Raw genomic sequence first — 25,104 nt, forward strand, 5'->3', positions numbered from 1 at the left:
GGACCACGAAAGGGAGGCGACAGCCATGGCCGCAAAGACCACGACGGAGACCGTCGGGGCGCACGAGGCCCCGGTACCGCGCCGGCTGCTCGCCGCCGCGACCAGGCTGTTTGCCGAACGCGGCTACGACCGGACCTCGGTCCAGGAGATCGTCGAGGCGGCCGGGGTCACCAAGGGCGCGCTCTACCACTACTTCGGATCCAAGGACGATCTGCTGCACGAGGTGTACGCGCGCATGCTGCGGCTCCAGCAGCAGCGGCTCGACGCGGTGGCCGATTCCGACGCCCCGGTGGAGGAGCGGCTGCGCGCCGCGGCCGCCGACGTGGTGGTCACCACGATCGAGAACCTGGACGACGCGGCGATCTTCTTCCGCTCCATGCACCAGCTGAGCCCGGAGAAGTCCAAGCAGGTCCGGGCGGAGCGCCGGCGCTACCACGAGCGCTTCCGGGCGCTGGTCGAGGAGGGCCAGCGCACCGGGGTCTTCTCCGACGCCACCCCCGCCGACCTGGTGGTGGACTACCACTTCGGCTCCGTCCACCACCTGTCGACCTGGTACCACGAGGGCGGCCCGCTCACGCCGCAGCAGGTAGCCGACCACCTCGCGGACCTGCTGATGCGGGCGCTGCGCCCGTAGCGAGCGCGGGGTAGTCGTTGTACCCCTCCGCCCCCTGTACGTGCATCAGGAACTCGGAGCGGATCTCGTTGAGCGGGGCGTTCACGCGCAGCCGCTCCACGAAGTCGGGGTTGGCGAGGAAGCCCCGGCCCAGCGAGACCAGGTCGGCGCCCTCGGCCAGGAGCCGTTCGGCGACGCCCTTGCCGCCGTCGGCCGCGAACTGCTCCCGGGAGAGCAGCTGGTTGGCGATCAGCGTGCCCGGCCAGGCCCTGCGGTGCTCCTGGAAGCGGTCCCGCTGCTCGCCGGCGTAGAGGATGTGGAGATAGACCGGGTCGATCTCCGCCAGGGCGGCCAGCAGCGCGGGGTAGATCTCCTCGGTGTCGCCCTCCTCGATGCCGTTGACCGTCACTCCGGGCGAGATCCGGATGCCGACCCGGTCCCGGCCGATGGCTTCGGCGACGGCCCGGACCACCTCGACGGTGAACCGGATCCGGTTCTCCACCGGGCCGCCCCACGCGTCGGTCCGCAGGTTGGTGCCCTGCGCCAGGAACTGGTGGGGCAGGAAGCCGTTGGCGGCGTGCACCTCCACCCCCGCGAAACCGGCCTCCACGGCATTGCGGGCCGCGGCCTTGAAGTCGGCGAGGGTGGCACGGATGTCCTCGGCCGTCATGGCGCGCGGAGTGGCGGCGTCCCGCAGCCCGCCGGGGGTGTGCAGCTGCTCGGGGAGCCGTACGGCGGAGGGCGCGAGCGGGACGTGCCCGCTGGTGTCGGGGTGACCGACCCGGCCGCCGTGTTCGAGCTGGAGGAACATCGCCGCGCCGCCGCCCCGTCCGTCGGTTCCCGCCCGCACCGCGTCGGTGACGCGGCGCCAGCCGGCGATCTGCTCCGCGGTGTGGATGCCGGGGATGTGTGGATAGGCCTTGCCGACGGCGCTCGGCGTGGTGCCCTCGGCGATGATCAGACCGGCCGAGGCGCGCTGGGCGTAGTGGACGGCCATCAGCTGACCGGGGACTCCGTCGGCGCCCGCCCGGTGGCGGGTCAGGGGCGCCATCACCAGGCGGTTGGGGAGTTCGAGCCCGCCGAGGGTGGCGGACCGGAAGAGAGGGGATGAGGTGGGGACCTGCTGCGTCTGCGTCATGCCGGTACCGTAAAACCTGACGTTGATGTCAGATTCAAGTCGGGACTCGGGACGGAGTGCACATGAGGATCGGGGAGTTGGCGGCGCGCACCGGGGTCAGCGAGCGTTCGCTGCGCTACTACGAGACCCAGGGACTGCTGGTCTCCGACCGGACGCCCGGCGGCCACCGCGACTACACCGAGCGGGCGGTGGACCGGGTCATCCGGATCCAGGAGCTCTACGCGGCCGGACTGCACAGCGCGAAGATCGGGCAGATCCTGCCCTGCATGCGCGATGCGGACGGTGGGCCGAACGTACGGGCCACGCCCGCGCTCGTCGCCGAGCTGACGACGGAACGGGACCGGATCGACCGGCTGATCGCCGATCTGCTCCGGTCCCGTGAGGTGCTGGACGAGGTCATCGACGCGGCGGCCGGCCGGACCGTGTCCGCCGCCGGGCCGATGGCCGTGGAGACGTCCTAGCCGAGCGGTGCGACCTTGCGGCCCCAGGTCTCCTTGGCGACCACGGCGAAGGAGACGTACCAGGCGACGCCCGCGGTGAAGAGGCCGAGGAAGCCGCCGGTGTGGCCCAGTGCCGTGCTCTGCGCCAGGTCGCCGAGGGCGAGGAACAGGAAGGTCAGCGCCAGCGAGACGAACAGCACGCGGTGCGCGACGTCCAGCTTCATGGCGGCGATCGACATGTACGCGGTGAAGATGAACCAGGCCACGAGGAACCAGCCGGTCGCCACGTGCGCCTGGTCGGCCGGCAGCGTCGGGACGACGAACTTCACGTAGCCGGCGAAGGACATCCAGAACGCGCCGTACGAGACGAACGCGGTGGTCCCGAAGGTGTTGCCGCGGCGGAACTCCATCACGCCCGCGACGAACTGTGCGAGACCGCCGTAGAACAGCGCCAGCGGCAGCACGACGGCGCTGAGCGCGGCGTTCGAGATCAGCCCCGAGTTGAAGAGGCTGAGCACGAAGGTGGTGAGGGCGAACGCCGCCAGGCCGAGCGGGCCGGGGTTGGCCATGGCCTGCGGCGCGGCGGCGGGGGTGGCCGTGGCCTGCTGTGCGGTGGCGGGGGCGGCCAGGGTGGTGCTGGGCATGACGGGGCACTTTCAGTGGGGGACGCTCCAAGATATCGGACATCTCGGGCTGGTCTGGACCACTTCGGGCCGTGTGGGGCGGGCCGAAGGGCCCCTTCCGGTCCCGCCGATGGGCCTCGGCCGGGCCGGCTCACCCGGCGGCCGCGCTGAGCGACTCGCCAGCGGAGCCCGCCCGCGGAGCCCGCGCGGGGGCCCCGGGCCGGGCGGCCGGGCACCCCGCCACCGCCCCTGCCCCCGCCCCGGACTCAGCGGTAGCGCTTGAGCTCCCGGTGCGCCAGCGAGCGCTGGTGCACCTCGTCCGGCCCGTCCGCCAGTCGCAGCGTCCGCGCCGCCGCCCACAGCTCGGCCAGCGGGAAGTCCTGGCTCACCCCGCCCGCGCCGTGCAGCTGCACCGCGTCGTCCAGGATCCGCACCACCGCCCGCGGGGTCGCGATCTTGATGGCCTGGATCTCGGTGTGCGCGCCCCGGTTGCCGGCCGTGTCCATCAGCCAGGCCGTCTTCAGCACCAGCAGCCGCAGCTGCTCCACGGTGACCCGGGCGTCCGCGATCCAGTTCTGTACGACGCCCTGCGCGGCCAGCTCCTTGCCGAAGGCGGTACGTCCCACCGCGCGCCGGCACATCAGCTCGATGGCCCGCTCCGCCATGCCGATGAGCCGCATGCAGTGGTGGATCCGCCCCGGCCCGAGCCGGGCCTGGGCGATGGCGAAGCCGCCGCCCTCCTCGCCGATCAGGTTCCCCGCCGGGACCCGGGCCCCGTCGAAGACGACCTCGGCATGACCGCCGTGGTCGTGGTCCTCGTACCCGTACACCGTCATCGCACGCCGGATCTCGACCCCCGGAGCATCCCGGGGCACCAGGACCATGGACTGCTGGCGGCGCGGGTCGGCGCCCCCCGGATCGGTCTTGCCCATCACGATGAAGACCTTGCAGTCCGGGTTCATCGCCCCGGAGATGAACCACTTGCGCCCCGTGATCACGTACTCGTCGCCGCTCGCGGAACGCTCGATCCGGGTCTCGATGTTCGTGGCGTCCGAGGAGGCCACCTCCGGCTCGGTCATCGCGAACGCGGACCGGATCTCCCCGGCCAGCAGCGGCTCCAGCCACTGCTTCTTCTGCTCCTCGTTGCCGAACTGCGCGAGCAGCTCCATGTTCCCGGTGTCCGGAGCCGCGCAGTTCGTCGCCGTCGGCGCCAGGTGCGGGCTGCGCCCGGTGATCTCGGCGAGCGGGGCGTACTGGAGGTTGGTCAGCCCGGCGCCGTACTCGGCATCGGGCAAGAAGAGGTTCCACAGCCCCTGGCGGCGCGCCTCTGCCTTCAGCTCGCCGAACACGGCCGGGGTGTCCCAGGGCGAGGCCAGCCGCGCGCGCTGCTCGGCGGCGACGGCTTCGGCCGGGTAGACGTACTCGTCCATGAACGCGAGGAGCCGTCCTCGGAGTTCCTCGGTACGGGCGTCGAATGCGAAGTCCATCGGGGGTTCCTCAGCCTTCCTGAAGGGTGGTCAGACCGTGCTCGATGAAGACCGGGACCAGCTCGCCGATCCGGTCGAAGCCCGCGCCGACGGTCTGCCCGAGCGTGAAGCGGTAGTGGATGCCTTCGAGGATCACCGCGAGCTTGAACCAGGCGAAGGCCGTGTACCAGGCGACCTGCGAGACGTCCCGGCCCGAGCGGGCCGCGTACCGCTCGATCAGCTCGGCGGGAGCCGGGTGGCCGGGGGCCGCGCTCGTCGTGCTGACCGGGGAGTCGGTCAGCCCCAGGTCGGAGCTGTACATCACCAGCAGCCCGAGGTCCGTCAGCGGATCGCCGAGCGTGGACATCTCCCAGTCCAGCACCGCCCGGATCTCATCGGTGCCGGAGGGGGTGCCTCCGATCAGCACGTTGTCCAGCCGGAAGTCCCCGTGCACCACCGTGGGCGCGGGGGAGTCGGGCAGGGCGCACCCGAGGGCGCCGTGCAGCTCGTCGATCCCGGCGAGCTCCCGCCCCCGGGACGCCGCGAGCTGCTTGCCCCAGCGGCGCAGCTGCCGGTCCAGGAAGCCCTCGGGCCGCCCGAAATCGCCCAGGCCCACCGCCTCCGGGTCCACGGCGTGCAGGTCGACCAGGGTGTCCACCAGGCCCAGCACCGCCCGCCGGGTCCGCTCGGGGCCGATCGCGGCGAGCTCGGCGGCCGTCCGGAACGGCACCCCGTCCACGTACTCCATCACGTAGAACGGCGCGCCCAGCACCGCCTCGTCCTCGCACAGCAGCAGCGGCTCGGGCACCGGCACCGCGGTGCCGTGCAGCGCCGCGATGACCCGGTGCTCGCGCCGCATGTCGTGCGCGGTGGCCAGTACGTGCCCCAGCGGCGGCCGGCGCACCACCCAGCGGGAGCTCCCGTCGCCCACCTCGTACGTGAGGTTCGAGCGGCCGCCTTCGATCAGCCGGCCGGTCAGCGGCCCGGCCACGAGGCCCGGCAGCACCCGGTCGAGATGACCGCGCAGCCGTTCCAGGTCAAGGCCTCGCGGGCCGGACGGGGCCGGATCTGGGGCTGAGGTCATGGTGCGCGCCTCCGTACGGGGTTGACGACGACGGAACGGACGCGACCCATCATGCCGACCAGTCGGTATGCCGTCCAGTAGGCGGAGGGAAGAGGAAGCGGGGACGGGCCACGGGACACCCCCGGCCCGCCGCCGCGATCAGGCGTGGCAGAGGATCGGCGTCCCGCCGTTCATCACGGTCATGTCCTTCAGCACCGCCAGGATGTCCAGCGGGATCCCCTCGGGCTCCCCGGCCAGCTCCGCGTACGCCCGGTGCAGGTTGGCCACCAGCCGCTCGCTCTCCCGCCAGCCGGCGAACTCCCCGAGATCGGCCTGCCGGGCCGTCTCCAGCGGGGTCAGCCCCTTCGCGCGGCCCTCCCGGGCCAGCTCGGCCACGTACCGCAGATAGCGCTCGGTGGCCTCGTACGCACCGGGATCCGTCAGCGGGCCGTGGCCCGGTACGACCGTCTCCGCGCCCAGCGAGCGCAGCAGCTCCAGTGCCCGCAGCGAACCGGCCAGCGAGCCCATCGCCAGGAACGGCGTGCCCTCCGCGAAGACCAGGTCACCGGTGAAGACGACCCGCTGCTCGGGCAGCCACACGAGGGAATCGCCCGTGGTGTGCGCGACGCCCGGGTGGAGGACCCGCACCTCGGTCTCCCCGACGTACAGCGTCATCCGGTCGCCGTACGTCAGATCGGGCGCGGTGATGTCCAGCGAGCCGAAGTCGGTCGCCGGCCAGATCAGCTCCAACTGACGCCCGGCGGCGAGCTGCTCGGAACGCGCGTTCTCGTGCCCCAGGACCAGCGCCTCCGGGGCGAACACGCCATTGCCGTAGGTGTGGTCGCCGTGGTGGTGGGTGTTGACCACCGTGCGGGGGAGCGGCGCCCCCGCGGCCAGCACCGCCGCGCGCAGGGCCAGCGCCCGCCGCTCGGTGGCCGCCGTGTCGACCAGCAGGGTCCGGCCGCCGCCGGTCACGAAACCGGCGTTGTTGAGGCACCAGCCGCCGTCCGGCTGCACGTAGGCGTAGACCCCGGGCGCGGGCTGGACGACGTAGGGCTCTTCGGCGGGCATCTGCGCTCTCCCCGGGTTGCTGTGACGGGCCTTCGGCATCCTGCCAGTCACGGCGGGCCCGGGGGGAGGGGGAGTTCGGACGTCGGCGGTCGTCGGCGTCCGTCAGCGTCCGTCAGTGGTCGTCGTAGTGTCCGTCGTGCTCCGCGTGCCGGTGCCCGTCGTGCAGGTAGTCGACGTGGTCCCCGTGCCGGACCGAGCCGTGGCCGCAGTCCGCGCCGTGGGCGTGCTCGTGCGCGGTGTGCGGCGCGTGCCCGGAGGGCTCGCATTCGTCCCAGTGTCCGGAGTGCTCGCGGTGCAGATGGCCGTCGTGCGCGTAGTCGACGTGGTCGCCGTGCTCGACCGCCTGGTGGCCGCAGTCGGGCCCGTGGGCGTGGGCGTGCTCCTGCGCGGGGTGTTCCTGGTGCAGAGTCGTCATGACGCCGACGCTAGTGCGGAACACCCCGCTTCGCCCCTTGTGTCCGCTACGCGCCGGAGTGGCGTCACAAGGCGGACCATCGGTTCGTCGGCTCACACGATGAGTGTCATCGCGAACACGGCCAGGCCCACCGTGCACGCCGTCGCGGCCAGCGCCGCACCCACCGCGAGCCCGGCCGGCCGCGCCGCCGCCAGCTCCCGCACCCGCCGGTGCGCCACCCCCATGAAGGCCAGCCAGAGCAGCGCGATCACCGCGCACCCGGCGGCCGCCACCAGGGATCCGGACCCGTGCAGGACCTGGCGCAGCGCCAGTACGGCCACCACCGCGCAGGACAGGGTCGTACGCCGCCACGCGAGCCGGGTCCGCTCCGGCTGCAGCCCCGCGTCACGGCCGCCAGGGCCCTCGCGGTCGGCCGAGGCGCTCATCGCCCCTTCGTCCAGCCGAGCAGGACGACCACCACCATCGCCACCGCGACCAGCCCGACCCCCAGGCTCAGCACCACCGGGAACCGGGACATCGGCAGGTCTTCGCCGCGCCGCATGGCCCGCTCGCACCGCACCCAGTGGTTCACCGCGCGCAGCGAGCAGGCCGCGCCCACCGCGAGCAGCGCGAAGGCCATCGCCACGCGCACCGCCCACCGCAGGTCGGGCAGGAACTGGTCCACGGCGAACCCGCCGCCGATCAGGGCCAGGGCGGTCCTGATCCAGGCCAGGAAGGTCCGCTCGTTGGCCAGCGAGAAGCGGTAGTCGGGGGTCTCGCCCTCGTCCCTCACCCGAGCCGGCGCGAACCACAGCCGCACGTCCTTGACGAAGTCGATCACCCGCCCAATCTACTGGCGTCCCGCCCCACCGGCCCCCGGAGCGGATCCGCGGAACTCCACCAGCCTGCGGTACGCCTCCAGCCCGTCCGGCACCCACGGCCAGGAGCCGTCCGCGACCCGCCGCGCCACCTCGTCCTCGGGCAGCCACGCGTGCCAGGCCACCTCCGAGGCCTGCGGCCGGACCGGCAGCTCGCAGCGGACCTCGTGCACGTGGCTCCACCAGGCACCGCCCGGGCCCTCGTACAGGAACTTGAACAGCGGCTCGGGCTGCCCCAGCCCCGCCACCCCCAGCTCCTCCTCCGCCTCCCGCAGGGCCGCCTCGGCGTAGCTCTCGCCGGCGCCGACCACCCCGCCCACGAACATGTCGTAGAACGAGGGGAAGACCAGCTTCGAATCCGTCCGCCGGTGCGTGAAGATCCGCCCCTCCCCGTCCCGCGCCAGCACGAACACGCAGCGGTGGATCAGCCCGGCCGCGTACACCTCGCCCCGCGGCGCGCGCCCCGTCACCCGGTCCTCCCGGTCCACCACGTCCAGTACCTCGTCGGCCGCGCTCATGCCGTGATCTCTCCGCTCCTGTTGACTGGTTACCGCTCCGTAGCAAAGGATCGCCCCACCATCGACGGAGGACGGGTTCCACATGACGTACGACGCAGACGTGATCGTGATCGGGGCCGGGCTCGCGGGCCTCGTGGCCACCGCCGAGCTCGTCGACGCCGGCCGCAAGGTCATCCTGCTCGACCAGGAGCCCGAACAGTCCCTCGGCGGCCAGGCCCACTGGTCCTTCGGCGGCCTGTTCTTCGTCGACTCGCCCGAACAGCGCCGCATGCGGATCAAGGACACCCGCGAGCTGGCCCTCCAGGACTGGTCCGGCACCGCCGGCTTCGACCGCGAGGAGGACGCCTGGCCGCGCCGCTGGGCCGAGGCCTACGTGGACTTCGCGGCCGGCGAGAAGCGCCCCTGGCTGCACGCCCAGGGCGTCCGCTTCTTCCCCGTCGTCGGCTGGGCGGAGCGCGGCGGCTACGACGCCAACGGCCACGGCAACTCCGTCCCCCGCTTCCACATCACCTGGGGCACCGGCCCCGGCCTCGTGGAGCCCTTCGAGCGCCGGGTACGGGCCGGGGTGGCCCGGGGGCTGGTCCAGCTGAAGTTCCGCCACCGGGTCACCGGGCTCTCCCGTACGGCGGGCACCCTCGACACCGTGACCGGCGAGGTCCTGGCCCCCTCGGACGCCGTACGCGGCACCGCGAGCGGCCGCGAGGCCACCGGGGAGTTCTCCCTGCGGGCCCAGGCCGTGATCGTGACCAGCGGCGGCATCGGCGGCAACCACGACCTCGTACGGGCCCAGTGGCCCGCCCGCCTCGGCACCCCTCCCGCGCGGATGCTCTCCGGGGTCCCGGCCCACGTGGACGGACTGATGCTCGGCATCGCGGAAGGGGCGGGCGCCAGCCACATCAACAAGGACCGGATGTGGCACTACACCGAGGGCATCGAGAACTGGAACCCGATCTGGTCCCGGCACGGCATCCGCATCCTGCCCGGCCCGTCCTCCCTCTGGCTGGACGCCACCGGCAAGCGGCTGCCCGTACCGCTGTTCCCGGGCTTCGACACCCTCGGCACGCTCGACCACATCATGAAGACCGGGCACGACCACACGTGGTTCGTCCTCAACCAGCGCATCATCGGCAAGGAGTTCGGGCTCTCCGGGTCCGAGCAGAACCCGGACCTGACGGGCAAGTCGGTCCGCGGGGTCATCGACCGGGCGCGCCAGGCCGTCCCGGGCCCGGTGAAGGCCTTCATGGACAACGGCGCCGACTTCGTGGTCGAGAAGGACCTCTCCGCGCTGGTGCGCGGCATGAACGCGATCACCAAGGACGGACTCCTCGACGAGGAGACGGTCCGCCGCGAGATCGTGGCCCGCGACCGGGAGATCGCCAACCCCTTCACCAAGGACCTCCAGGTCACGGCGATCCACGGCGCCCGCAAGTACCTCGGCGACAAGCTGATCCGCACCGCCGCCCCGCACCGGATCCTGGACCCCGCGGCGGGCCCGCTGATCGCCGTCAGACTCTCGATCCTGACCCGCAAGTCCCTCGGCGGCCTGGAGACCGACCTCTCCTCCCGGGTCCTGACCGCCACCGGAGAACCCCTCCCGGGCCTCTACGCGGCGGGCGAGGCCGCCGGCTTCGGCGGCGGCGGCGTCCACGGCTACCGGGCCCTGGAGGGCACCTTCCTCGGCGGCTGCATCTTCTCGGGCCGCGCGGCCGGCCGCGCGGCGGCCGAGGCCGTCTCCTGACCCGGACCTCCGGGCCCGCCCCGCAGTATCCGAGCGACGGCCTCGGGTACACCGTGGAGGAGCGGTGGCGGGGGCTGCGCGAGCGGATCGCCGTCCGGGACCGGTCGGGCATCCGGGACCTGGTCGAAGCCGCCTTCGCCGAACCCCGGCTGCGCGTGCTGTCGCCGGGGAGGCCACGGGCGCGGCCGAGGCGATCTCCCTCGTGGTCGCCGCACTGCCGGCGGACGCGCCCGACGCCGCTCCCTGATCCGGCGCCACCGGCAAGGATCCCTACGGCAGGGGCAGGCGGGTCACCAGGCGGAACCGCTCCGCCACGACCGGGGTGTCGTCGTCGACCGTGAAGTGCGGGTCGCCGACGGCCTCCCGCATCTGCGGGCCGTGCCAGAACTCCTCGTGACCCGAACGCCATTCGGCCACTGACGTGAACCCCTCGCCCTCGTCCAGCGCGTGCCGCAGGTCCACGTCCGCCAGCCGCAGGACCCGTACGTCCGTCACCTCCAGGACACCCACCGGACGCCCGGCGGAGTCCACGATCACCATCCGCTCGCCCGCCACGGGCAGCGGGTCCCCCGCCGCCTCGTAATCGGCCAGGACGCCCGTGGTCGTGGTCTTGGCGCCGCTCAGTACGGCCGCCACCAGCCTGTCGCGCAGCGGCCCGGGGAAGGCGAACTCGATGGGCGGGAGGTCTGCGTAGGCCGTCATGGAACCCAGCCTACGGTCCTGCGGGCGGCCCGGCCCGCACCGGGACGCGTCCGGCCGGAAACATGCCGCGAACCGTCACAAGCGCGCCAACTCGCCCGCCCGAAAGACCAGTTGAAACGAGCCACCCGGTGGACTGGACCTTGACGCGGAGCTGTGCGTACCGCTTTGCTGTGCGTGATCTTCCAGCCACACCGCCCAACCGCCCGCGTCCTGGAGGGAAAACCGCGGATGTCGCCCCCTCCGCCGCCCCTCGGCCGCGCCCGCAAGCGGGACGCCCAGCTCTTCGACCCCGCCCTCTGCGACACGGAACTCGTCGACGTGCGCGCGCAGTTCACCCAGGGCCGCTGGGCCAAGGCCCGTTCCCTCCTCGTCGCCACCGGGGACGACTGGGACCGCCGGGGGCACCGGCTCGTGGTCCTCGCCGAAACCCCGGCCGCCACCGCATGGGCCCGCGAATGGCTCCTCGCCGAACCGGAGAGCGCCGACGCCGTCACCCTCCTCGCCTGCGCGGCCGTCTTCGGCGCCCTGCGCCGCAAGGGCACCCCCGAGGCCGCCGAGGAGGCCTGCCGTCGCGCCGCGGCCCTGCTCCCGGCCGACCCCACCCCCTGGCTCGGCCTGCTGCTCCTCACCCGTGCCTTCGGTACCGAGGAGGAGTTCAGCCGCCACTTCGACCAGGTCCGGGCCCGCCACCGCGAACACCACCACGCCCACCACCTGATGGTCTCCCGACTGGCCGAACGCGCCCCCTCCGCAGGCAGCGACCCGCTCCACGAGGTCTACGACTTCGCCGCCTGGGCCGCCGAGGAGTCCCCGGCCGACTCCCCGCTCGCCGTCCTCCCCGTCATCGCCCACGCCGAGCGCTACCGCGTCCTCGCCGCCGGGCAGGGCCACGGCCCCGACGCCGGAGCCGAGCACTGGTCCGGCCGCCGCGCCCGCCAGGTGCTGCGCTCGGCCTTCGACTGGTGGCTGGAGTGGGAGCGCGAGGACCACCCCCGCAACCGGGTGGACCTCAACTTCCTCGCCCACGCCAAGCTCTGCGAGGGCCGCCCCGCCGAGGCCGCCGCCCTCTTCCAGCGCATCGGCAGCCACGCCACCCAGGCCCCCTGGTCCTACCCGGACCGCGACCCGCACAAGGCCTTCCTCGCCGCACGCAGCGCCGCGCTCGGCACCGCCTGACCTCCGCTCGGCCCGTACCGCCAGCACGAAGAGCTTCAGCCAGTACCGCCCGGCCAGAACCACTCAGCACGTACCGCTCAGCAAGTGCCGCTCAGTCCCCACCTGAAAGGACACCCCCGCCATGCCGACGGGCAGATCCACCACGCTCACCGACCCGGCCGGCCAGGCCGAGATCCGTACGTACAAGGGCCAGGACCGGGCCCTGCGCGCCGACCGCCTCGGCACCGCGGGCCTGCTGCTCTCCGTGCTCGCCGCGAGCGCGCCCCTGATGGTCGTCGCGGGCGTCATGCCCACCACCTTCGGGGTCATGGGCATCGTCGGGCAGCCCCTGCTGTTCGTGATCCTCGGCGCCGTCCTCGCCCTCTTCAGCGTCGGCTACGCCGAGATGAGCCGGCACGTCCACAACGCCGGCGCCTTCTACGCCTACATCGCGCGCGGACTCGGCCCCACCGCGGGCGCCGGCGCCTCGTTCGTCGCCCTCGTCGCCTACAGCGCCATGCAGGTCGGCGTCTACGGCATCCTCGGCTTCGAGATCTCCGGCCTCTTCGCCACCTACCTCGACACCGAACTCGCCTGGTGGATACCGGCCCTGGCCGCCGTCGCCCTCACCGGCGCGCTCGGCTGGCTGAAGATCGACCTCAACGCCAAGGTCCTCGGCGTCCTCCTGCTCATCGAGGTGCTCCTCGTCGTCGTCTTCGACGTCGCCGCCCTCGGCAAGCCCGGCCCCGAAGGCCTCTCGCTGCACGCCTTCAACCCCGAGACCCTCACCGGCGCGGGCCTCGGCACCGCCCTGTGCTTCTGCATCGCCGCCTTCGTCGGCTTCGAGCAGTCCCCGGTGTACGCCGAGGAGACCAGCAAGCCGCACATCGTCGTCTCCCGGGTGATGTTCCTCGCCGTCGGCTTCGTCGCCCTCTTCTTCGCCCTCAGCGCCTGGGCCCTCTCCGTCGCCACCGGCCCCGGCGAGGTGGTCAAGGCCTCCGCCGAGGCCGGCCCCGGCCTGCTCTTCCAGCTCACCGAGAGCCGCCTGGGCACCACCTTCACCGACGTCCTGCACGTCCTGTTCGTGACCGGCATGTTCGCGGCGATGCTCAGCTTCCACAACGTCGTCGCCCGCTACGCCTTCGCCATGGGCCGCGAGGGACTGCTCCCGGCAGCCTTCGGCCGCACCAACAAGGGCACCGGCGCCCCCGCCACCGGCTCGCTCCTGCAGACCGTGATCTCCGTCGTGGTCGTCCTGGCCTTCGCGTTCACCGACGACACGCCGGCCGGCGACCCCACCGTGCCCGTCCTGCACCTGTTCACCTGGATGGGCAGCGTCGGCGCCCTCGGCGTGACCCTCCTCATGGCCACCGCCTCCTTCGCGGTCATCGCCTTCTTCGTCCGCCGCGGCACCGCCGGCGCCCAGCTCTGGCGGCTCGGCGCGGCGGGCCTCGCCGGCCTCGCGCTGCTCGCCATCGCCGTCTACACGGTCAAGGACTTCGGCGTCCTGGTCGGCGCCCAGGAGGGCTCCGCGCTGAGCTGGGCCCTGCCCGGCATCATCGCCGCCGCCGCGCTCGTGGGCCTGGCGTACGGCCTCTTCCTGCGCTCCGGCCGCCCCGCGGTGCACGCCCGCATCGGCCTGGGCAACGAGGCCTTCCGCCTCGACCAGGCGGCCGAGTCGGCCGAAGCCGCGATCCCGGCCCCGCGCGGCTGATCCGTAGGAGACGTACGAAGCAGAAGAAGAGGGGCCCCGCCACGGCGGGGCCCCTCTTCGTGCGTCCGGTACGGCTCAGGCCTTCTTGACCACGCTGGACTTCAGCTGCATGGCACCGAAGCCGTCGATCTTGCAGTCGATGTCGTGCCCGTCGACCCCGTCGATGAGCCGGATGTTGCGCACCTTGGTGCCGGCCTTGATCCCCGAGGGGCTGCCCTTGACCTTGAGCGCCTTGACGACGGTCACGGTGTCGCCGTCGCTCAGCACGTTCCCGACGGCGTCCTTCACGACCTGCTCCCCGGCGTCCGCGCCACCCTCGGCGCCGCCCTCGGCGGGCACCCACTCGTGACCGCACTCGGGGCACACCACGAGCGCGTTCATCTCGTAGGTGTACTCACAGGAACATTTCGGGCAAGGAGGAAGATTCTCGTTCACCCGGACAGAATATCCCGAACCGCCCACCGGGATCCTCTGCACCGAATCTGCCGCCCAACGCAGAAAACCCCACGTGAAGTGGGGTTTTCGCTTGGTGTCCGAGGGGGGACTTGAACCCCCACGCCCGATAAAGGGCACTAGCACCTCAAGCTAGCGCGTCTGCCATTCCGCCACCCGGACAAGGTGTCTGTCTCGCGTCCCTCGCGGGCCGTTCCGACGTGGAAAACATTACCAAACATTCCGGGGTCCTCGATCACACCCCCCGGCGGCCGGGGATGGCCCTTGGGGGAAGCGGCCCGGGGCGCGAGGATGGAGTCAGTTCGGTACTGATCAGTGGGAGGAAGCAGCGTGAGCGAATCGGGCGCGGGCAGGACAGTCTCCGGCGAGGACGAGGTCGTCGACCTCTGCCGGGACCTCATCCGGATCGACACCAGCAACTACGGGGACCACTCGGGACCCGGCGAGCGCAAGGCGGCCGAGTGGGTCGCCGAGCAGCTCGCCGAGGTCGGGCTGGAGCCGCAGATCTTCGAATCGCACAAGGGACGCGCCTCGACCGTGGCGCGGATCGAGGGCGAGGACCCCTCGCGGCCGGCCCTGCTGATCCACGGGCACACCGACGTGGTCCCGGCCAACGCCGCCGACTGGACCTACAACCCCTTCGCGGGCGAGATCGCCGACGGCTGCGTGTGGGGCCGCGGCGCGGTCGACATGAAGGACATGGACGCGATGACGCTGGCCGTCGTCCGCGACCGCATGCGCAGCGGCCGCAAGCCCCCGCGCGACATCGTGCTGGCCTTCCTCGCGGACGAGGAGGCGGGCGGCACCTATGGCGCCCGGTACCTCGTCGACAAGCACCCCGACCTCTTCGAGGGGGTCACGGAGGCGATCGGCGAGGTCGGCGGCTTCTCGTTCACCGTGAACGAGAACCTGCGGCTGTACCTGGTGGAGACCGCCCAGAAGGGCATGCACTGGATGCGCCTGACGGTGGAGGGCACCGCCGGCCACGGGTCCATGACCAACAACGACAACGCCATCACCGAGCTCTGCGAGGCCGTGGGCCGCCTGGGCCGCCACACCTGGCCGGTGCGGGTCACCAAGACCGTCCGGCACTTCCTGGACGAGCTCTCGGACGCGCTGGGCACCCCGCTGGACCCGGACGACATGGACGCCACGCTCGCCAAGCTCGGCGGCATCGCCAAGATGGTCGGCGCGACCCTGCGCAACTCCGCCGCCCCGACCATGCTCGGCGCCGGCTACAAGGTCAACGTCATCCCCGGCCAGGCCACCGCCCACGTGGACGGCCGCTTCCTGCCGGGCTACGAGGAGGAGTTCTTCGCCGACCTCGACCGGATCCTCGGGCCGCGCGTGAAGCGCGAGGACGTCCACGCGGACAAGGCGCTGGAGACGGCCTTCGACGGCAAGCTCGTGGACGCCATGCAGACCGCCCTGAAGGCGCACGACCCGATCGCCCGCGCGGTCCCGTACATGCTCTCCGGCGGTACGGACGCCAAGTCCTTCGACGACCTCGGGATCCGCTGCTTCGGCTTCGCCCCGCTCCAGCTTCCGCCGGAGCTGGACTTCGCCGGGATGTTCCACGGGGTGGACGAGCGGGTGCCGGTGGAGGGTCTGAAGTTCGGCGTCCGGGTGCTCGACCGGTTCATCGACGAGTCCTGAGGCGCGCGGGCGACCGAAGGGGGCGTACCTAACGCACGGGAATCGGGAAGGTGTGCGGAATCCACTGAGAAGAGTGAATGCACTCATACGCTCGTAGCCCCGGTGATCCCTCCTCGTTACAGGTGGTGCGGTCCGCGGCTGGGACCGCGCTTGCCTACTAGGAGGAACAATGCTCAAGAAGGTTGCCGCCGCTGCGGCTGTCACCGGTGGTCTGGTTCTCGCGGGTGCGGGTCTGGCTGTCGCCGACGCTGGTGCCCAGGGTGCGGCCATCGGTTCGCCCGGTGTCCTGTCCGGCAACGTCGTCCAGGTTCCGGTCCACGTTCCCGTGAACGTCTGCGGTAACACGATCTCCGTGATCGGCCTGCTGAACCCGGCCTTCGGCAACACCTGCGTCAACGCCTGACGTTTCTGAAGTTCTCGGCCCCGGAGTGCATTCCAGCGCTCCGGGGCTGCCGGGCTTTAAGGGCCCGATGACGATCTTTCGGCGTACCAGGCGGGGGAGCCTGAGCGGCCAGTGCGCCGACCGGGAGTGCACGTGCGTGCGCGTGCACGACGCACACACCAGGGGACGAAGTACAGATGCGACGACAGGTACAGGTCACCGGCAGGAAGACCTTGATCACCATGGCGGCCGCGGGGGGTCTGCTCGCGCTCGGAGGGGGCTACGCACACGCGGACTCCGGCGCCTCCGGCCGTGCCGCACACTCACCGGGACTGCTGTCGGGGAACGCCCTCGAGGCCCCCGTGGACGCACCGCTGAACGCCTGCGGGAACACGGTGACGGTGGTGGGGGCCCTGAACCCGGCCTTCGGAAACCACTGCGCGAACCTCCCGGGCCGCCCGCAGCACCCGACCCACCCCGAACACCCGGGCAACCCGCACGAACCGTGCGACGAGGACACAGGCCCGGGGCATCCGGAACACCCGGGCGGTCCGGGTGGCAACGGGAACCCGGGCGGTCCGGGAGGGAACGGAAACCCGGGGGGTCCGGGTGACAACGGCAACCCGGGCGGACCGGGAGGCAACGGGAACCCGGGCGGCCCCGGCGGCAATGGGAACCCGGGCGGACCGGGTGGCAACGGCAATCCCGGCGGTCCCGGCGGCAACGGAGCCCCCGGCGGTCCGGGTGCCGGGCAGCAGCCCGGAACTCCCGCCGGGCCCGGCGCGGGTACCGGTACGGCTCCCGGCACCGGATCGGTGACCCCGGTGACGCACCCCGCCCAGGGGACCGGCACCGGTACGGGAACCGGTTCGACCCCGGCCGGGGGACTCGCCGCCACGGGCTCCGGTGACGTCCTCACCGCCGGACTGCCCCTGGCCGCGGGCATGCTGCTGGCCGGCGCCGTGCTCTACCGCCGGGCGCGCAACGCAGCCTGACGGTGCCTCATGACGCGGGTCCCTCCCGGGGACCCGCGTCACCAGGTCGCGCGGACCTGACGGATGATCCGGCGGCGCAGTCGCACGCGGCGACTGCCGTCCCGAAGCAGGGTCAGCCGGTCGAGCTCCCAGTGCCCGTACTCGGCGTGTTCGGTCAGCAGGCGGGTCGTTTCCTGGCGCGGAACCCCGCGGGGCACGTACAGGTCGACGAATTCGTATTCCGACATCGCATCCATTCTGCTCGGGGTGTCAAGGGCGCGCCCATGAAGCCCTGTACCCGTCGGCGGCCCCCTGTTCACAGGCTGAACACCGGGCGCGGCACCGGGCCCTGACGTGCTGAACTGGCGGCCGACACCAGCACCACGATCACGAACGGGACCCCGTTGAGAACCCAAGCCGCCGCCGCCTTCGTCTGCATAGCCGCCCTCGCCACCGGATGCTCCACCGGTACTCCTCAGCCGACTCCCACCGTGACCGTGACCCACGCCGTCGAGGCCGGACCGCTCGTGGACGCGTACCGGCGCGGGTGGAACTGGGGCCAGCGCCACTACGTGAAGAACACCAACGACTACGTGGACGACTTGTCCCAGTGCAGGAAGGCCGAAGTCCTGCGGGACCTATACCCCGATCAGCCCCGGATGGACTCCCTCATGGTGGGATGCGCCGACGGCCTGAACACGGACCCGCAGGCGGCGCTCCGCTCCTGAGCGCCAGCTCACTCGCATTCTGCGTGCGGGCAGAGCCCTGCTACGGATAGCGTCTGCACTATGTCTGATGCCGCTCTGCCCACTGTTGCCGAGGTACGCGCCGCCGCCGAGGCGGTCAAGGCCGCGCTCGACCGTCACCTCGCCGCGGTCGAGAGCAGGATCGGGGACGATGATCCGGACGTCTACGCCGCGTTCAACGAACTCGCCGCCGCCGCCGAGGAGTACGACGAGCTCCTCTACGACCGCTACGACGAGGTCACCCCGTTCGAGATCCCCACTCCCGAGGACGGGCTCCCGTACACCGGCCCGGCCGAGCCCGCCGCCTTCAGCGTGCTCATCCGCCGCGACTACGCCGTCGTCGAACCGGCGCGCCTGATCGCCCAGGCCGAACGCGTCGTCGCGCACGACCGCGAGGCCGAACTCGCCCACGACGGCGGCACCGCCGATGCGCTCGGCGTGCTCTTCGGCGAGTACGAGCCCGATGAAATCGCCTCCCGCGCCAAGGACTTCGGGCTGGAGGAGGGCGATTCCACGCTGTGGATCGCCGCTTCGGAGGAGGTCGCGGAACCGGGGGAGTGGCTCGGTGCGCCGTTCGCGCACATCGATCCGCAGGACGTGATGCACCGGTTCGACGTCAGCTCGGTCTTCGACGACGAAGAGGGCGACGAGGGCGACGACGAGGAGGCCGGGGACGGCGAGCCCGCCGAGCGGGGCCTGACCACGGCCTGACCCCGCCCCGCGCGACACCCCGTACGGAACGCACAGCGGCCCCCGTCCCACCCGGGACGGGGGCCGCGGCGCGTCCGCTACTCGGGCTGCGACGCAGACTCGGATACGAAGAGTCCCCGCAGCAGCCCCGTCAGGCGGGTCGTACGGGGCTTCGCCGGCACCTCGGCGACCGCGCGCGGCAGTGCCTGGTCCACCCCGTGCACCACCGACAGGTGCCGCTCGGCCCGGCCGAAGGCCGTGTACACCCAGTCCCGGGACAGGGCCTGAGCCGCGTCCCCGGGCAGCACGACGACCGCCGCGGGCCAGCGCGAACCGACGGCCTGGTGCGCCGTCACCGCCCAGCCGTGCCGCACCTGCGACTCCACCCGCTCCTTCGGTACGACGATCCGCGCGCCCGCGGCTCCGGCCAGGTGCAGCCCCTGCGCGTCGGCCGACACCACCCGGGCCGGCAGCGCCCGCCCGGCGGAGGGCACGTGCACCACCCGGTCACCGGGGTCGAAGCCGCCGAACCGGCCGGGGCCCGGGTTCAGCCGCTCCTTGAGGGCCGCGTTGAGGGCGCGGGTGCCCGCCGGGCCGCCGTGGCCCGGGGTGATCACCTGGACGGCGTCCGCCGGGATCCCGAAGGCGCGGGGCACCGACTCGGCGACCAGCTGCACGGTGCGGTGCACCGCCTCCCCGGCGTCGCGGACCGGGACGATGACGACCTCCTTGCCGGGGGCGTCGACCTGGTTCAGCTCGCCGACCGCGATGCCGGAGACCAGCTCGCCGATCGGGCCCGGGTCCGGGATCCGGGAGACGAGCTGCGGGCAGGTGCGGGCCGCGAGCACATCGGCGAAGACCCGGCCGGGACCCGCGGAGCCGAGCACCGAGGGGTCGCCGGACAGCACCAGGCGGGCCCCGTCGGGGACGGACTCCACCAGCAGGGCGGCCGTCTCCACGTCCAGCTGCGGGGCGTCCAGGACGATGAGCAGGTCCAGTGCGAACTGCCCGTCCGCGTCCCGGCCCGGGCCCTCGGCGCCGGACAGCAGACCCGCCACGGTGACGGCCCCCTCGGCCGGGGCGTGCGCGGCCAGGCAGACCCGCAGGCCGAACTCCCGGGCGGCCGCGAACAGCGCGCGGGGCTCGGCGCGGGCGGCCTCCCCGCCGGAGTGGGTGACCAGACCGTGCCCGGCGGCGGCGCGGATCAGCTCGGCGCCGGGGCCGGTGGCGGCCTTGTCCCAGTCGGCCGGGTCCGTGAAGGTGTTGGCGAGCCGGGCCAGCCCCTCGGCGAGGCTCTCCTCGGCCATGGCGGAGCCCTCCAGGCCCACCAGGATCCGTACGGGCTGCTCGTCCTCTTCGGCGTACTCACCGCCAGGCGGCCCGACCGGCTCCTCGAAGGCCAGCGCGGCGCCCTCGCCGACGGCCGCCTCCAGGGCCTGCGCGGGGTCCGGCACGCCGTACTGGGCGAGGGCCGACTCCAGGGTGGGGGCCTCCAGCACGGTGTGGCCCTTGGCGGCGGCCTGTGCCAGCAGCCAGCTCACCAGGGCGGCGGCCCGCCGCTCGTCCCCGGGGCCGGTCGCCTCGGCGCCGAGCAGGGCGCGGGCGAACCCGTCGGCCTGGGTCGGCCGGACCCCGGCGACGGCCAGCAGCCGCCAGGGGGACTCGGCGAGCTGCGCGGCGGCGTCCTCGCCGAGGGCGACGGCGGCCTGCGGGGCGAGTGACTCGGGGGCTCCGCCCCGCGCCAGGACGGCGCGGATCGCCTGGACGGCGTCGGGGGAGGGGGCGGCGGCGGCCTGCGGCGCGGGTGCGGCGGTGGGTGCGGATGCCGGGGTGCGCGCCGGGGCGGGCGCGGGCGCGGGGGACGGCGTGCGGGGCGCCGGCGGCGCGCTGAACGCGGCGGGGGGCTTGCCGCCGCTCTCCACGGCCCGTACGGCGGCCAGCAGGTCGGCGGCCGTGCCGCTGAGCTTGGCGCCGGCCTCCACGGGGGCTTCGCGCTCCGCCTTGCGGCGGGCGATGCGCTCCCGCTCGATCTTCTGGGCGGCCAGTTCCGCCGCGGCTTCGCTGAGCTGGGGCGCGGCCTCGGCGGTCCCGTCCGCGGCGGCGGTACCGGCAGTCCCGTCGGCGGCTTCCGCTTCCGGGTCGGCGTCCGCTTCCGCGTCCGTCTCGGGGTCCTCCTCGGCGACAGCTTCGCCGGTGGTGGGCCCTGCGGGGCTTTCCCCCACCCCGCCCCTTCCCGAAACCGGGGGCTCCGCCCCCGGACCCCCGTCCGGGTCCGCGGCTCCGCCCTCGCCGGAGGCGTCCGCGACGGTTGCCTCCCCGTCGGAGGTGTCCTCGGGGTCTGCCGGGGCGTGGTCCGCCGCCGGGGGCTCGGCCTCGGCCTCGCCGGAGGCGTCCGCGACGGCCCCGGCTTCGGCCGAGCCGTCCGCGACGGTTGTGTCCCCGTCCGGGGGTTCCGGGGTGGGGGCAGCGGCGGGCGCCGGGGCCTCCGCGGTGGCGGCGTCGGCGGCGGCGGTGTCGCTCACAAGGTGCTCCAGTCGTGATCGGGGTAGCGGTGGACGGGCGCCGAGACGTCGTCCAGCGCTCGGCGGATCTCCTCCGGAAGACTAAGGGCCTCCACCGACAGGGCCTGCCCGAGCTGCGCCGACGTGCGCGCGCCGACGATCGGCGCGGCCACCCCGGGGCGGTCCCGGACCCAGGCCAGGGACACCTGGAGCGGGGTCACCGCGAGGCCGTGCGCGGCCGTCGCCACCGCGTCCACGATCCGGCTCGCCGCCTCATCCAGGTAGGGGTCCACGAACGCGGCCAGGGTCTCCGAGGCGCCCCGGGAGTCCGCGGGGGTGCCCGACCGGTACTTGCCCGTCAGGACGCCCCGGCCGAGGGGGGAGGACGGCAGGAGGGACAGGCCCAGGTCCAGGGCCGCCGGGACCACCTCCCGTTCCACGCCGCGCTGGAGCAGGGAGTACTCCATCTGCGTCGAGGCCAGCCGGGTCCGTACCCCCGGCGCCGCGAGCTGCCAGGTCGCCGCCTTTGCGAGCTGCCAGCCGCTGAAGTTCGACACGCCCGCGTACCGGGCCCGGCCGCTGCTCACCGCGATGTCCAGGGCCTGGAGGGTCTCCTCCAGCGGGGTCCAGGGGTCGAAGGCGTGGACCTGCCAGAGGTCGACGTAGTCCGTGTCCAGACGGGACAGGGAATCGTCCAGGGCGGCGAGGAGGTGGCCGCGCGAGGCGTCGAAACGGCGGTCCGGGTCAGCGACCCCGCCCGCCTTCGTCGCGATCACCAGGTCCCGCCGCGGGACCACGGAACCGATCAACTGCCCGAGGAGGTACTCGGCCTCCCCGCCCCCGTACACGTCGGCGGTGTCCACGAGCGTGCCGCCCGCGTTCCAGAACGTCTTCAACTGAGCGGCCGCTTCCGCCTCGTCCGGTCCGTCCGCCGACCGGCCCCAGGTCAGTGTGCCGAGACCGATCCGGGAGACGCGCAGTCCGGTGCGGCCGAGATGCCTCTGCTCCATGAGGGCTGAGACTACTGCGGCGCTGACGCGGGGCACCCGGGCGCGCTACAGTCCCCGCAGACCCACGTTACTGATCGGTAAACAGGCAAGGGGACCACACATGCGGCTCGGCATCAATCTCGGCTACTGGGGCGCTGGCATGGACGCCGACAACCTGGCCGTCGCGCAGGAGGCCGACCGCCTCGGCTACGACGTCTGCTGGGCCGCGGAGGCCTACGGATCCGACGCGCCGACCGTGCTCGCCTGGGTCGCGGCCCAGACCGAGCGCATCGACGTCGGCTCCGCGATCCTGCAGATCCCGGCCCGCCAGCCCGCCATGACGGCCATGACGGCCGCCACCCTCGACTCCCTCACCAAGGGCCGCTTCCGGCTCGGCCTCGGCGTCTCCGGACCGCAGGTGTCCGAAGGCTGGTACGGCGTGAAGTTCGACAAGCCGCTCGCGCGGACCCGCGAGTACGTGGAGATCGTCCGCAAGGCGATGACCCGCGAGCGGCTCTCGTACGAGGGCGAGCACTGGACGCTGCCGCTGCCCGGCGGGCCGGGCAAGCCGCTCAAGCTGACCGTGCACCCCGAGCGCGAGCACATTCCGCTCTACATCGCCGCCATCGGCCCGAAGAACCTCGAGCAGACCGGCGAGATCGCCGACGGCGCCCTGCTGATCTTCCCGGCCGCCGAGCACCTGGAGGCCACCGCCCTCACCCACATCCGGGCGGGCCGCGAGAAGGCCGGGCTGACGATGGACGGCTTCGACGTCTGCCCGACCGTGCCGCTGGCCCTCGGCGAGGACGTGGAAGGGCTCGCCGACATGTTCCGCCCGTACACCGCCCTGTACGTGGGCGGCATGGGCAGCCGCAAGCAGAACTTCTACAACCAGCTGGCCCAGCGCATGGGCTACGAGAAGGAAGCCGCCGAGATCCAGGACAAGTACCTGGCCGGCGACAAGCAGGGCGCGGCCGCCGCGGTCCCGCACTCGCTGATCGACTCCACCACCCTGCTGGGCCCGGTGGAGCGCATCGCCGACGGGATGCGGGCCTACGCCGAGGCGGGGGTCACCACCCTGACGCTCGCCCCGGCCGGCTTCACCCTGGAGGAGCGCACCGCCGCGCTGCGGGCGGGTGTCGAGGCCATGGAGCTCGCCGGACTGGCCTGAGGGCGGAGCGGAAGTCTGCGGCCGTGGTGGGGGCTCGGGGGGTCTTCCCCGCCACGGCCGACACAGCAGACAACGCGCCGGACGGCCCCCGGGTTACGCGCCGGGGGCCATCTCGGGGGCTTCGTTCATTCGGACGAGTAGCGCGTCCCGCGGGTTGCCCGCCCGGGCGGGCGGAGTTTGACTCGGTGCATGCTCTCTGCCCGCAGCCTGTTCCAGGAGATCGTCGAGAACGACGACTCCTTCCAGCTGTTCTGTTCCATCGCCGCCAGCGGGGAATCCCAGGGCGGCTGGGAGAACGCCCGGATCGCGGCCCTGGTGCCCGAAGGCATGCGCGATCTCGCACCCAAGATCACCCGGCACGGAGCCGACGAGGACAAACACGGCCGGATCTTCAACGCCCTGCTGCGCAAGCGCGGCCTGCCGCCCGTTCCGGTCCCGCCCGAGACCGACTACACGATGCTGCTGGAGCGCCGCGGCATCGGCCTCGCGCACGAGAAGCTCCGCCGCGACGAGCCCCTGACCGAGCGCGACATCACCGTCTACCTCGCGCACAGCCGGGTCACCGAACAGCGCGCCGCCGACCAGATGGACATGCTGGTCAAGTACTTCGGAGACCACCCCGAGGTCGGCAAGGCCATCCGCATGATCAGCCATGACGAGGACAACCACCTCGCCTACTGCCACGAGGAGCTGCTGCGCCTGGCCCGGGAGGGCCACGGCCGCACCATCCAGCAGGTGCTGCGGGAGAGCGCGCTCGTCGAGATCGGCGTCTACCGGGACGTGAGCCTGGCCGTCATGGGCCACATGGGGCGGCTCCTGCACTGGCCCGCACCGAAGGCCGCCGCGCTGGCCGCCGGGATCCGGGGCATGTACGCGTACGAGAGGCTGGCCGGCTGGCACCGGATGGTCTCCCTGCGCGAGCCGGCCCGCTCGAACGCGCTGGGCGGCCCGGTGACCACGGCGGCCGAGTTCGCGTAGCGGGCCGGCCGGGGGACAGGGAGGCAGGGACGGTCAGAGCCAGCCGCGGCGCTTGAACATCCGGTGCAGGCCCAGACAGAGGGCCACCATCACCAGCAGCACCAGCGGATAGCCCCACTTGTGCTTGAGCTCCGGCATGTGCGCGAAGTTCATCCCGTAGATCCCCGCCACCATCGTCGGCACCGCCGCCATGGCGGCCCAGGCCGAGATCTTGCGCATGTCGTCGTTCTGCCGGACGCCCATCTGCGCCAGGTGCGCGGCCAGCGCGTCCGAGAGCAGCCGGTCCAGACCCTCGATGTACTCGTTCGCCTTGGTCAGGTGGTCGGCGACGTCGCGGAAGAACGGCTGGGCGTGCTCGTGCACGAAGGGCACGTTCCCGAAGGCGAGCCGGTCCATCGGCGCGAGCAGCGGACTCGTGGCCCGGCGGAACTCCAGGACCTGCCGCTTGAACCCGTAGATCCGGGCGGCGGTGTTCTTGCTGTCCGAGGGGTTCGGAGCGAAGACCTCCGCCTCCAGCTCCTCCAGATCCCCCTGGAGCTCGGCGGCCACCTCGATGTAGTGGTCCACCACCGCGTCCGCGACCGCGTACAGCACCGCAGTGGGGCCGTGCTTGAGCACCTCGGGCTCGTGCTCCAGCCGGTGGCGCACGGCGGCCAGCGCGGCCCCCTCGCCGTGCCGGACCGTGACGACGAAGGAGTCGCCGATGAAGAGCATCAGCTCGCCCGTGCTCACCGTGTCCGACGCGTCGTCGTACATCACCGGCTTCAGGACCACGAACAGCGAATCGTCGTAGACCTCCATCTTCGGCCGCTGGTGCGCGGTCAGCGCGTCCTCCACCGCCAGCGGGTGCAGCCCGAACTCGTGGCTGACGTGCTCGAACTCCTTCTCCGTCGGTTCGTACATGCCCACCCAGAGGAAGGCGTCACCGGTGGCCCGCGCCTCGTCGAGGGCATCGGAGAAGTCGTCGGGCGCCGCGGAGCGGCGGCCTTCGCGGTACATGGCGCAGTCCACAATCACTCGCGCATTGTTCCCTGCCCCGGCCCCGACCGCA

The 25,104-nt window shown here is 72.8% G+C and carries 28 protein-coding genes and 1 tRNA gene; 13 read left to right on the top strand and 16 right to left on the bottom strand.

Going from position 1 to position 25,104, the window contains the following annotated elements; all coding sequences use genetic code 11:
- The first annotated feature begins 25 nt into the window (after positions 1-25).
- On the top strand, positions 26-634 hold the full coding sequence (locus ACFRU2_RS21160) for a TetR/AcrR family transcriptional regulator (RefSeq protein ID WP_382974206.1): 609 nt from the start codon (positions 26-28) through the stop codon (positions 632-634).
- Here ACFRU2_RS21160 and ACFRU2_RS21165 read toward each other — a convergent pair.
- Positions 573-1,751: an alkene reductase gene (locus ACFRU2_RS21165; RefSeq protein ID WP_382974207.1), complete on the bottom strand. Its 1,179-nt coding sequence runs from the start codon at positions 1,749-1,751 to the stop codon at positions 573-575. The genes ACFRU2_RS21160 and ACFRU2_RS21165 overlap by 62 nt on opposite strands.
- A gap of 62 nt (positions 1,752-1,813) precedes the next feature.
- Between ACFRU2_RS21165 and ACFRU2_RS21170 the strand changes: the two genes are divergently transcribed.
- Positions 1,814-2,212, top strand: coding sequence for a MerR family transcriptional regulator (locus ACFRU2_RS21170; RefSeq protein ID WP_382974209.1), 399 nt, complete (start codon positions 1,814-1,816; stop codon positions 2,210-2,212).
- Here ACFRU2_RS21170 and ACFRU2_RS21175 read toward each other — a convergent pair.
- The 8 genes from ACFRU2_RS21175 to ACFRU2_RS21210 all read right to left on the bottom strand — a co-directional run bounded on the left by ACFRU2_RS21175 (position 2,209) and on the right by ACFRU2_RS21210 (position 8,204).
- Positions 2,209-2,835: an acetate uptake transporter gene (locus tag ACFRU2_RS21175; RefSeq protein WP_382974210.1), complete on the bottom strand. Its 627-nt coding sequence runs from the start codon at positions 2,833-2,835 to the stop codon at positions 2,209-2,211. The two genes, ACFRU2_RS21170 and ACFRU2_RS21175, sit on opposite strands and share 4 nt — an antisense overlap.
- 245 nt (positions 2,836-3,080) lie before the next feature.
- On the bottom strand, positions 3,081-4,301 hold the full coding sequence (locus tag ACFRU2_RS21180) for an acyl-CoA dehydrogenase family protein (protein ID WP_375953541.1): 1,221 nt from the start codon (positions 4,299-4,301) through the stop codon (positions 3,081-3,083).
- 10 nt (positions 4,302-4,311) lie between these two features.
- Positions 4,312-5,364: a phosphotransferase family protein gene (locus ACFRU2_RS21185; RefSeq protein WP_382974212.1), complete on the bottom strand. Its 1,053-nt coding sequence runs from the start codon at positions 5,362-5,364 to the stop codon at positions 4,312-4,314.
- A 138-nt stretch (positions 5,365-5,502) separates the two neighbouring features.
- Entirely contained in the window at positions 5,503-6,414 is a 912-nt protein-coding gene (locus tag ACFRU2_RS21190; protein ID WP_382974214.1) for an MBL fold metallo-hydrolase, read from the bottom strand.
- A gap of 112 nt (positions 6,415-6,526) precedes the next feature.
- Entirely contained in the window at positions 6,527-6,829 is a 303-nt protein-coding gene (locus ACFRU2_RS21195) for a hypothetical protein (protein WP_250740323.1), read from the bottom strand.
- A gap of 92 nt (positions 6,830-6,921) precedes the next feature.
- Positions 6,922-7,254, bottom strand: coding sequence for a DUF202 domain-containing protein (locus ACFRU2_RS21200; protein ID WP_382974216.1), 333 nt, complete (start codon positions 7,252-7,254; stop codon positions 6,922-6,924).
- Positions 7,251-7,649: a YidH family protein gene (locus ACFRU2_RS21205; protein ID WP_266959025.1), complete on the bottom strand. Its 399-nt coding sequence runs from the start codon at positions 7,647-7,649 to the stop codon at positions 7,251-7,253. The genes ACFRU2_RS21200 and ACFRU2_RS21205 overlap by 4 nt, the downstream gene beginning before the upstream one ends.
- Positions 7,650-7,658: 9 nt before the next feature.
- Positions 7,659-8,204 carry an NUDIX domain-containing protein gene (locus ACFRU2_RS21210; protein ID WP_382974218.1) on the bottom strand — a complete coding sequence of 182 codons (546 nt, stop codon included), beginning with the start codon at positions 8,202-8,204 and terminating at the stop codon, positions 7,659-7,661.
- A gap of 82 nt (positions 8,205-8,286) precedes the next feature.
- Here ACFRU2_RS21210 and ACFRU2_RS21215 point away from each other — a divergent pair, with 82 nt between their 5' ends.
- Together ACFRU2_RS21215 and ACFRU2_RS21220 are read left to right on the top strand one after the other, a co-directional pair.
- Positions 8,287-9,942 carry an FAD-binding dehydrogenase gene (locus ACFRU2_RS21215; RefSeq protein WP_382974220.1) on the top strand — a complete coding sequence of 552 codons (1,656 nt, stop codon included), beginning with the start codon at positions 8,287-8,289 and terminating at the stop codon, positions 9,940-9,942.
- Positions 9,943-9,995: 53 nt separating this feature from the next.
- Positions 9,996-10,283 (top strand): DUF6193 family natural product biosynthesis protein, encoded by a 288-nt coding sequence (locus ACFRU2_RS21220; RefSeq protein ID WP_382974222.1) that lies wholly within the window; start codon positions 9,996-9,998, stop codon positions 10,281-10,283.
- On the opposite strand, the gene ACFRU2_RS21225 is transcribed toward ACFRU2_RS21220, so the two are convergent.
- Complete coding sequence (locus ACFRU2_RS21225; protein ID WP_382974224.1) at positions 10,213-10,644, bottom strand: ASCH domain-containing protein; 432 nt, start codon at positions 10,642-10,644, stop codon at positions 10,213-10,215. The two genes, ACFRU2_RS21220 and ACFRU2_RS21225, sit on opposite strands and share 71 nt — an antisense overlap.
- Before the next feature lie 228 nt (positions 10,645-10,872).
- Here ACFRU2_RS21225 and ACFRU2_RS21230 point away from each other — a divergent pair, with 228 nt between their 5' ends.
- Together ACFRU2_RS21230 and ACFRU2_RS21235 are read left to right on the top strand one after the other, a co-directional pair.
- Entirely contained in the window at positions 10,873-11,820 is a 948-nt protein-coding gene (locus ACFRU2_RS21230; protein WP_382974227.1) for a hypothetical protein, read from the top strand.
- A 121-nt stretch (positions 11,821-11,941) separates the two neighbouring features.
- On the top strand, positions 11,942-13,513 hold the full coding sequence (locus ACFRU2_RS21235) for an APC family permease (RefSeq protein WP_382974229.1): 1,572 nt from the start codon (positions 11,942-11,944) through the stop codon (positions 13,511-13,513).
- Between the two features lie 75 nt (positions 13,514-13,588).
- Here the strand turns inward: ACFRU2_RS21235 and ACFRU2_RS21240 are convergent, their stop codons facing one another.
- On the bottom strand, positions 13,589-13,948 hold the full coding sequence (locus ACFRU2_RS21240; RefSeq protein WP_250740331.1) for a zinc ribbon domain-containing protein YjdM: 360 nt from the start codon (positions 13,946-13,948) through the stop codon (positions 13,589-13,591).
- A 92-nt stretch (positions 13,949-14,040) separates the two neighbouring features.
- A tRNA-Leu gene (locus ACFRU2_RS21245) sits at positions 14,041-14,128 on the bottom strand.
- 168 nt (positions 14,129-14,296) lie between these two features.
- On the opposite strand from ACFRU2_RS21245, the gene ACFRU2_RS21250 reads away from it, so the two are divergent.
- The 3 genes from ACFRU2_RS21250 to ACFRU2_RS21260 all read left to right on the top strand — a co-directional run bounded on the left by ACFRU2_RS21250 (position 14,297) and on the right by ACFRU2_RS21260 (position 16,999).
- Complete coding sequence (locus ACFRU2_RS21250; RefSeq protein WP_382974231.1) at positions 14,297-15,622, top strand: M20/M25/M40 family metallo-hydrolase; 1,326 nt, start codon at positions 14,297-14,299, stop codon at positions 15,620-15,622.
- A gap of 169 nt (positions 15,623-15,791) precedes the next feature.
- Entirely contained in the window at positions 15,792-16,025 is a 234-nt protein-coding gene (chpH, locus tag ACFRU2_RS21255; protein ID WP_250740333.1) for a chaplin ChpH, read from the top strand.
- 176 nt (positions 16,026-16,201) lie between these two features.
- Positions 16,202-16,999, top strand: coding sequence for a chaplin (locus ACFRU2_RS21260; protein WP_382974233.1), 798 nt, complete (start codon positions 16,202-16,204; stop codon positions 16,997-16,999).
- A 38-nt stretch (positions 17,000-17,037) separates the two neighbouring features.
- Here ACFRU2_RS21260 and ACFRU2_RS21265 read toward each other — a convergent pair whose 3' ends face one another.
- The gene (locus ACFRU2_RS21265) at positions 17,038-17,226 is read right to left on the bottom strand and encodes a DUF5703 family protein (protein WP_250740335.1); all 189 of its coding nucleotides are present in this window, start codon (positions 17,224-17,226) and stop codon (positions 17,038-17,040) included.
- 156 nt (positions 17,227-17,382) lie between these two features.
- On the opposite strand from ACFRU2_RS21265, the gene ACFRU2_RS21270 reads away from it, so the two are divergent.
- Both ACFRU2_RS21270 and ACFRU2_RS21275 read left to right on the top strand, forming a co-directional pair.
- Positions 17,383-17,706 (top strand): hypothetical protein, encoded by a 324-nt coding sequence (locus ACFRU2_RS21270; RefSeq protein WP_382974235.1) that lies wholly within the window; start codon positions 17,383-17,385, stop codon positions 17,704-17,706.
- A 60-nt stretch (positions 17,707-17,766) separates the two neighbouring features.
- On the top strand, positions 17,767-18,435 hold the full coding sequence (locus ACFRU2_RS21275) for a hypothetical protein (RefSeq protein ID WP_382974237.1): 669 nt from the start codon (positions 17,767-17,769) through the stop codon (positions 18,433-18,435).
- Positions 18,436-18,512: 77 nt separating this feature from the next.
- On the opposite strand, the gene ACFRU2_RS21280 is transcribed toward ACFRU2_RS21275, so the two are convergent.
- Together ACFRU2_RS21280 and ACFRU2_RS21285 are read right to left on the bottom strand one after the other, a co-directional pair.
- A complete protein-coding gene (locus tag ACFRU2_RS21280) occupies positions 18,513-20,936 on the bottom strand; it encodes a helix-hairpin-helix domain-containing protein (protein ID WP_382974239.1) in 2,424 nt (807 codons plus the stop codon).
- Positions 20,933-21,925 (bottom strand): aldo/keto reductase, encoded by a 993-nt coding sequence (locus tag ACFRU2_RS21285; protein ID WP_382974241.1) that lies wholly within the window; start codon positions 21,923-21,925, stop codon positions 20,933-20,935. Before ACFRU2_RS21285 ends, ACFRU2_RS21280 begins: the two co-directional genes overlap by 4 nt.
- Before the next feature lie 100 nt (positions 21,926-22,025).
- Between ACFRU2_RS21285 and ACFRU2_RS21290 the strand changes: the two genes are divergently transcribed.
- On the top strand, positions 22,026-23,075 hold the full coding sequence (locus ACFRU2_RS21290) for an LLM class F420-dependent oxidoreductase (RefSeq protein WP_382974243.1): 1,050 nt from the start codon (positions 22,026-22,028) through the stop codon (positions 23,073-23,075).
- A 189-nt stretch (positions 23,076-23,264) separates the two neighbouring features.
- Positions 23,265-24,053: a ferritin-like domain-containing protein gene (locus tag ACFRU2_RS21295; protein ID WP_382974245.1), complete on the top strand. Its 789-nt coding sequence runs from the start codon at positions 23,265-23,267 to the stop codon at positions 24,051-24,053.
- Between the two features lie 33 nt (positions 24,054-24,086).
- Here ACFRU2_RS21295 and corA read toward each other — a convergent pair whose 3' ends face one another.
- On the bottom strand, positions 24,087-25,070 hold the full coding sequence (gene corA, locus ACFRU2_RS21300; protein WP_382974247.1) for a magnesium/cobalt transporter CorA: 984 nt from the start codon (positions 25,068-25,070) through the stop codon (positions 24,087-24,089).
- Positions 25,071-25,104: the final 34 nt, after the last annotated feature.

Origin of the sequence: Streptomyces sp. NPDC056883, assembly GCF_042788835.1 — a bacterium.
GTDB classification, from domain to species: Bacteria; Actinomycetota; Actinomycetes; order Streptomycetales; family Streptomycetaceae; genus Streptomyces; species Streptomyces stoeckheimensis.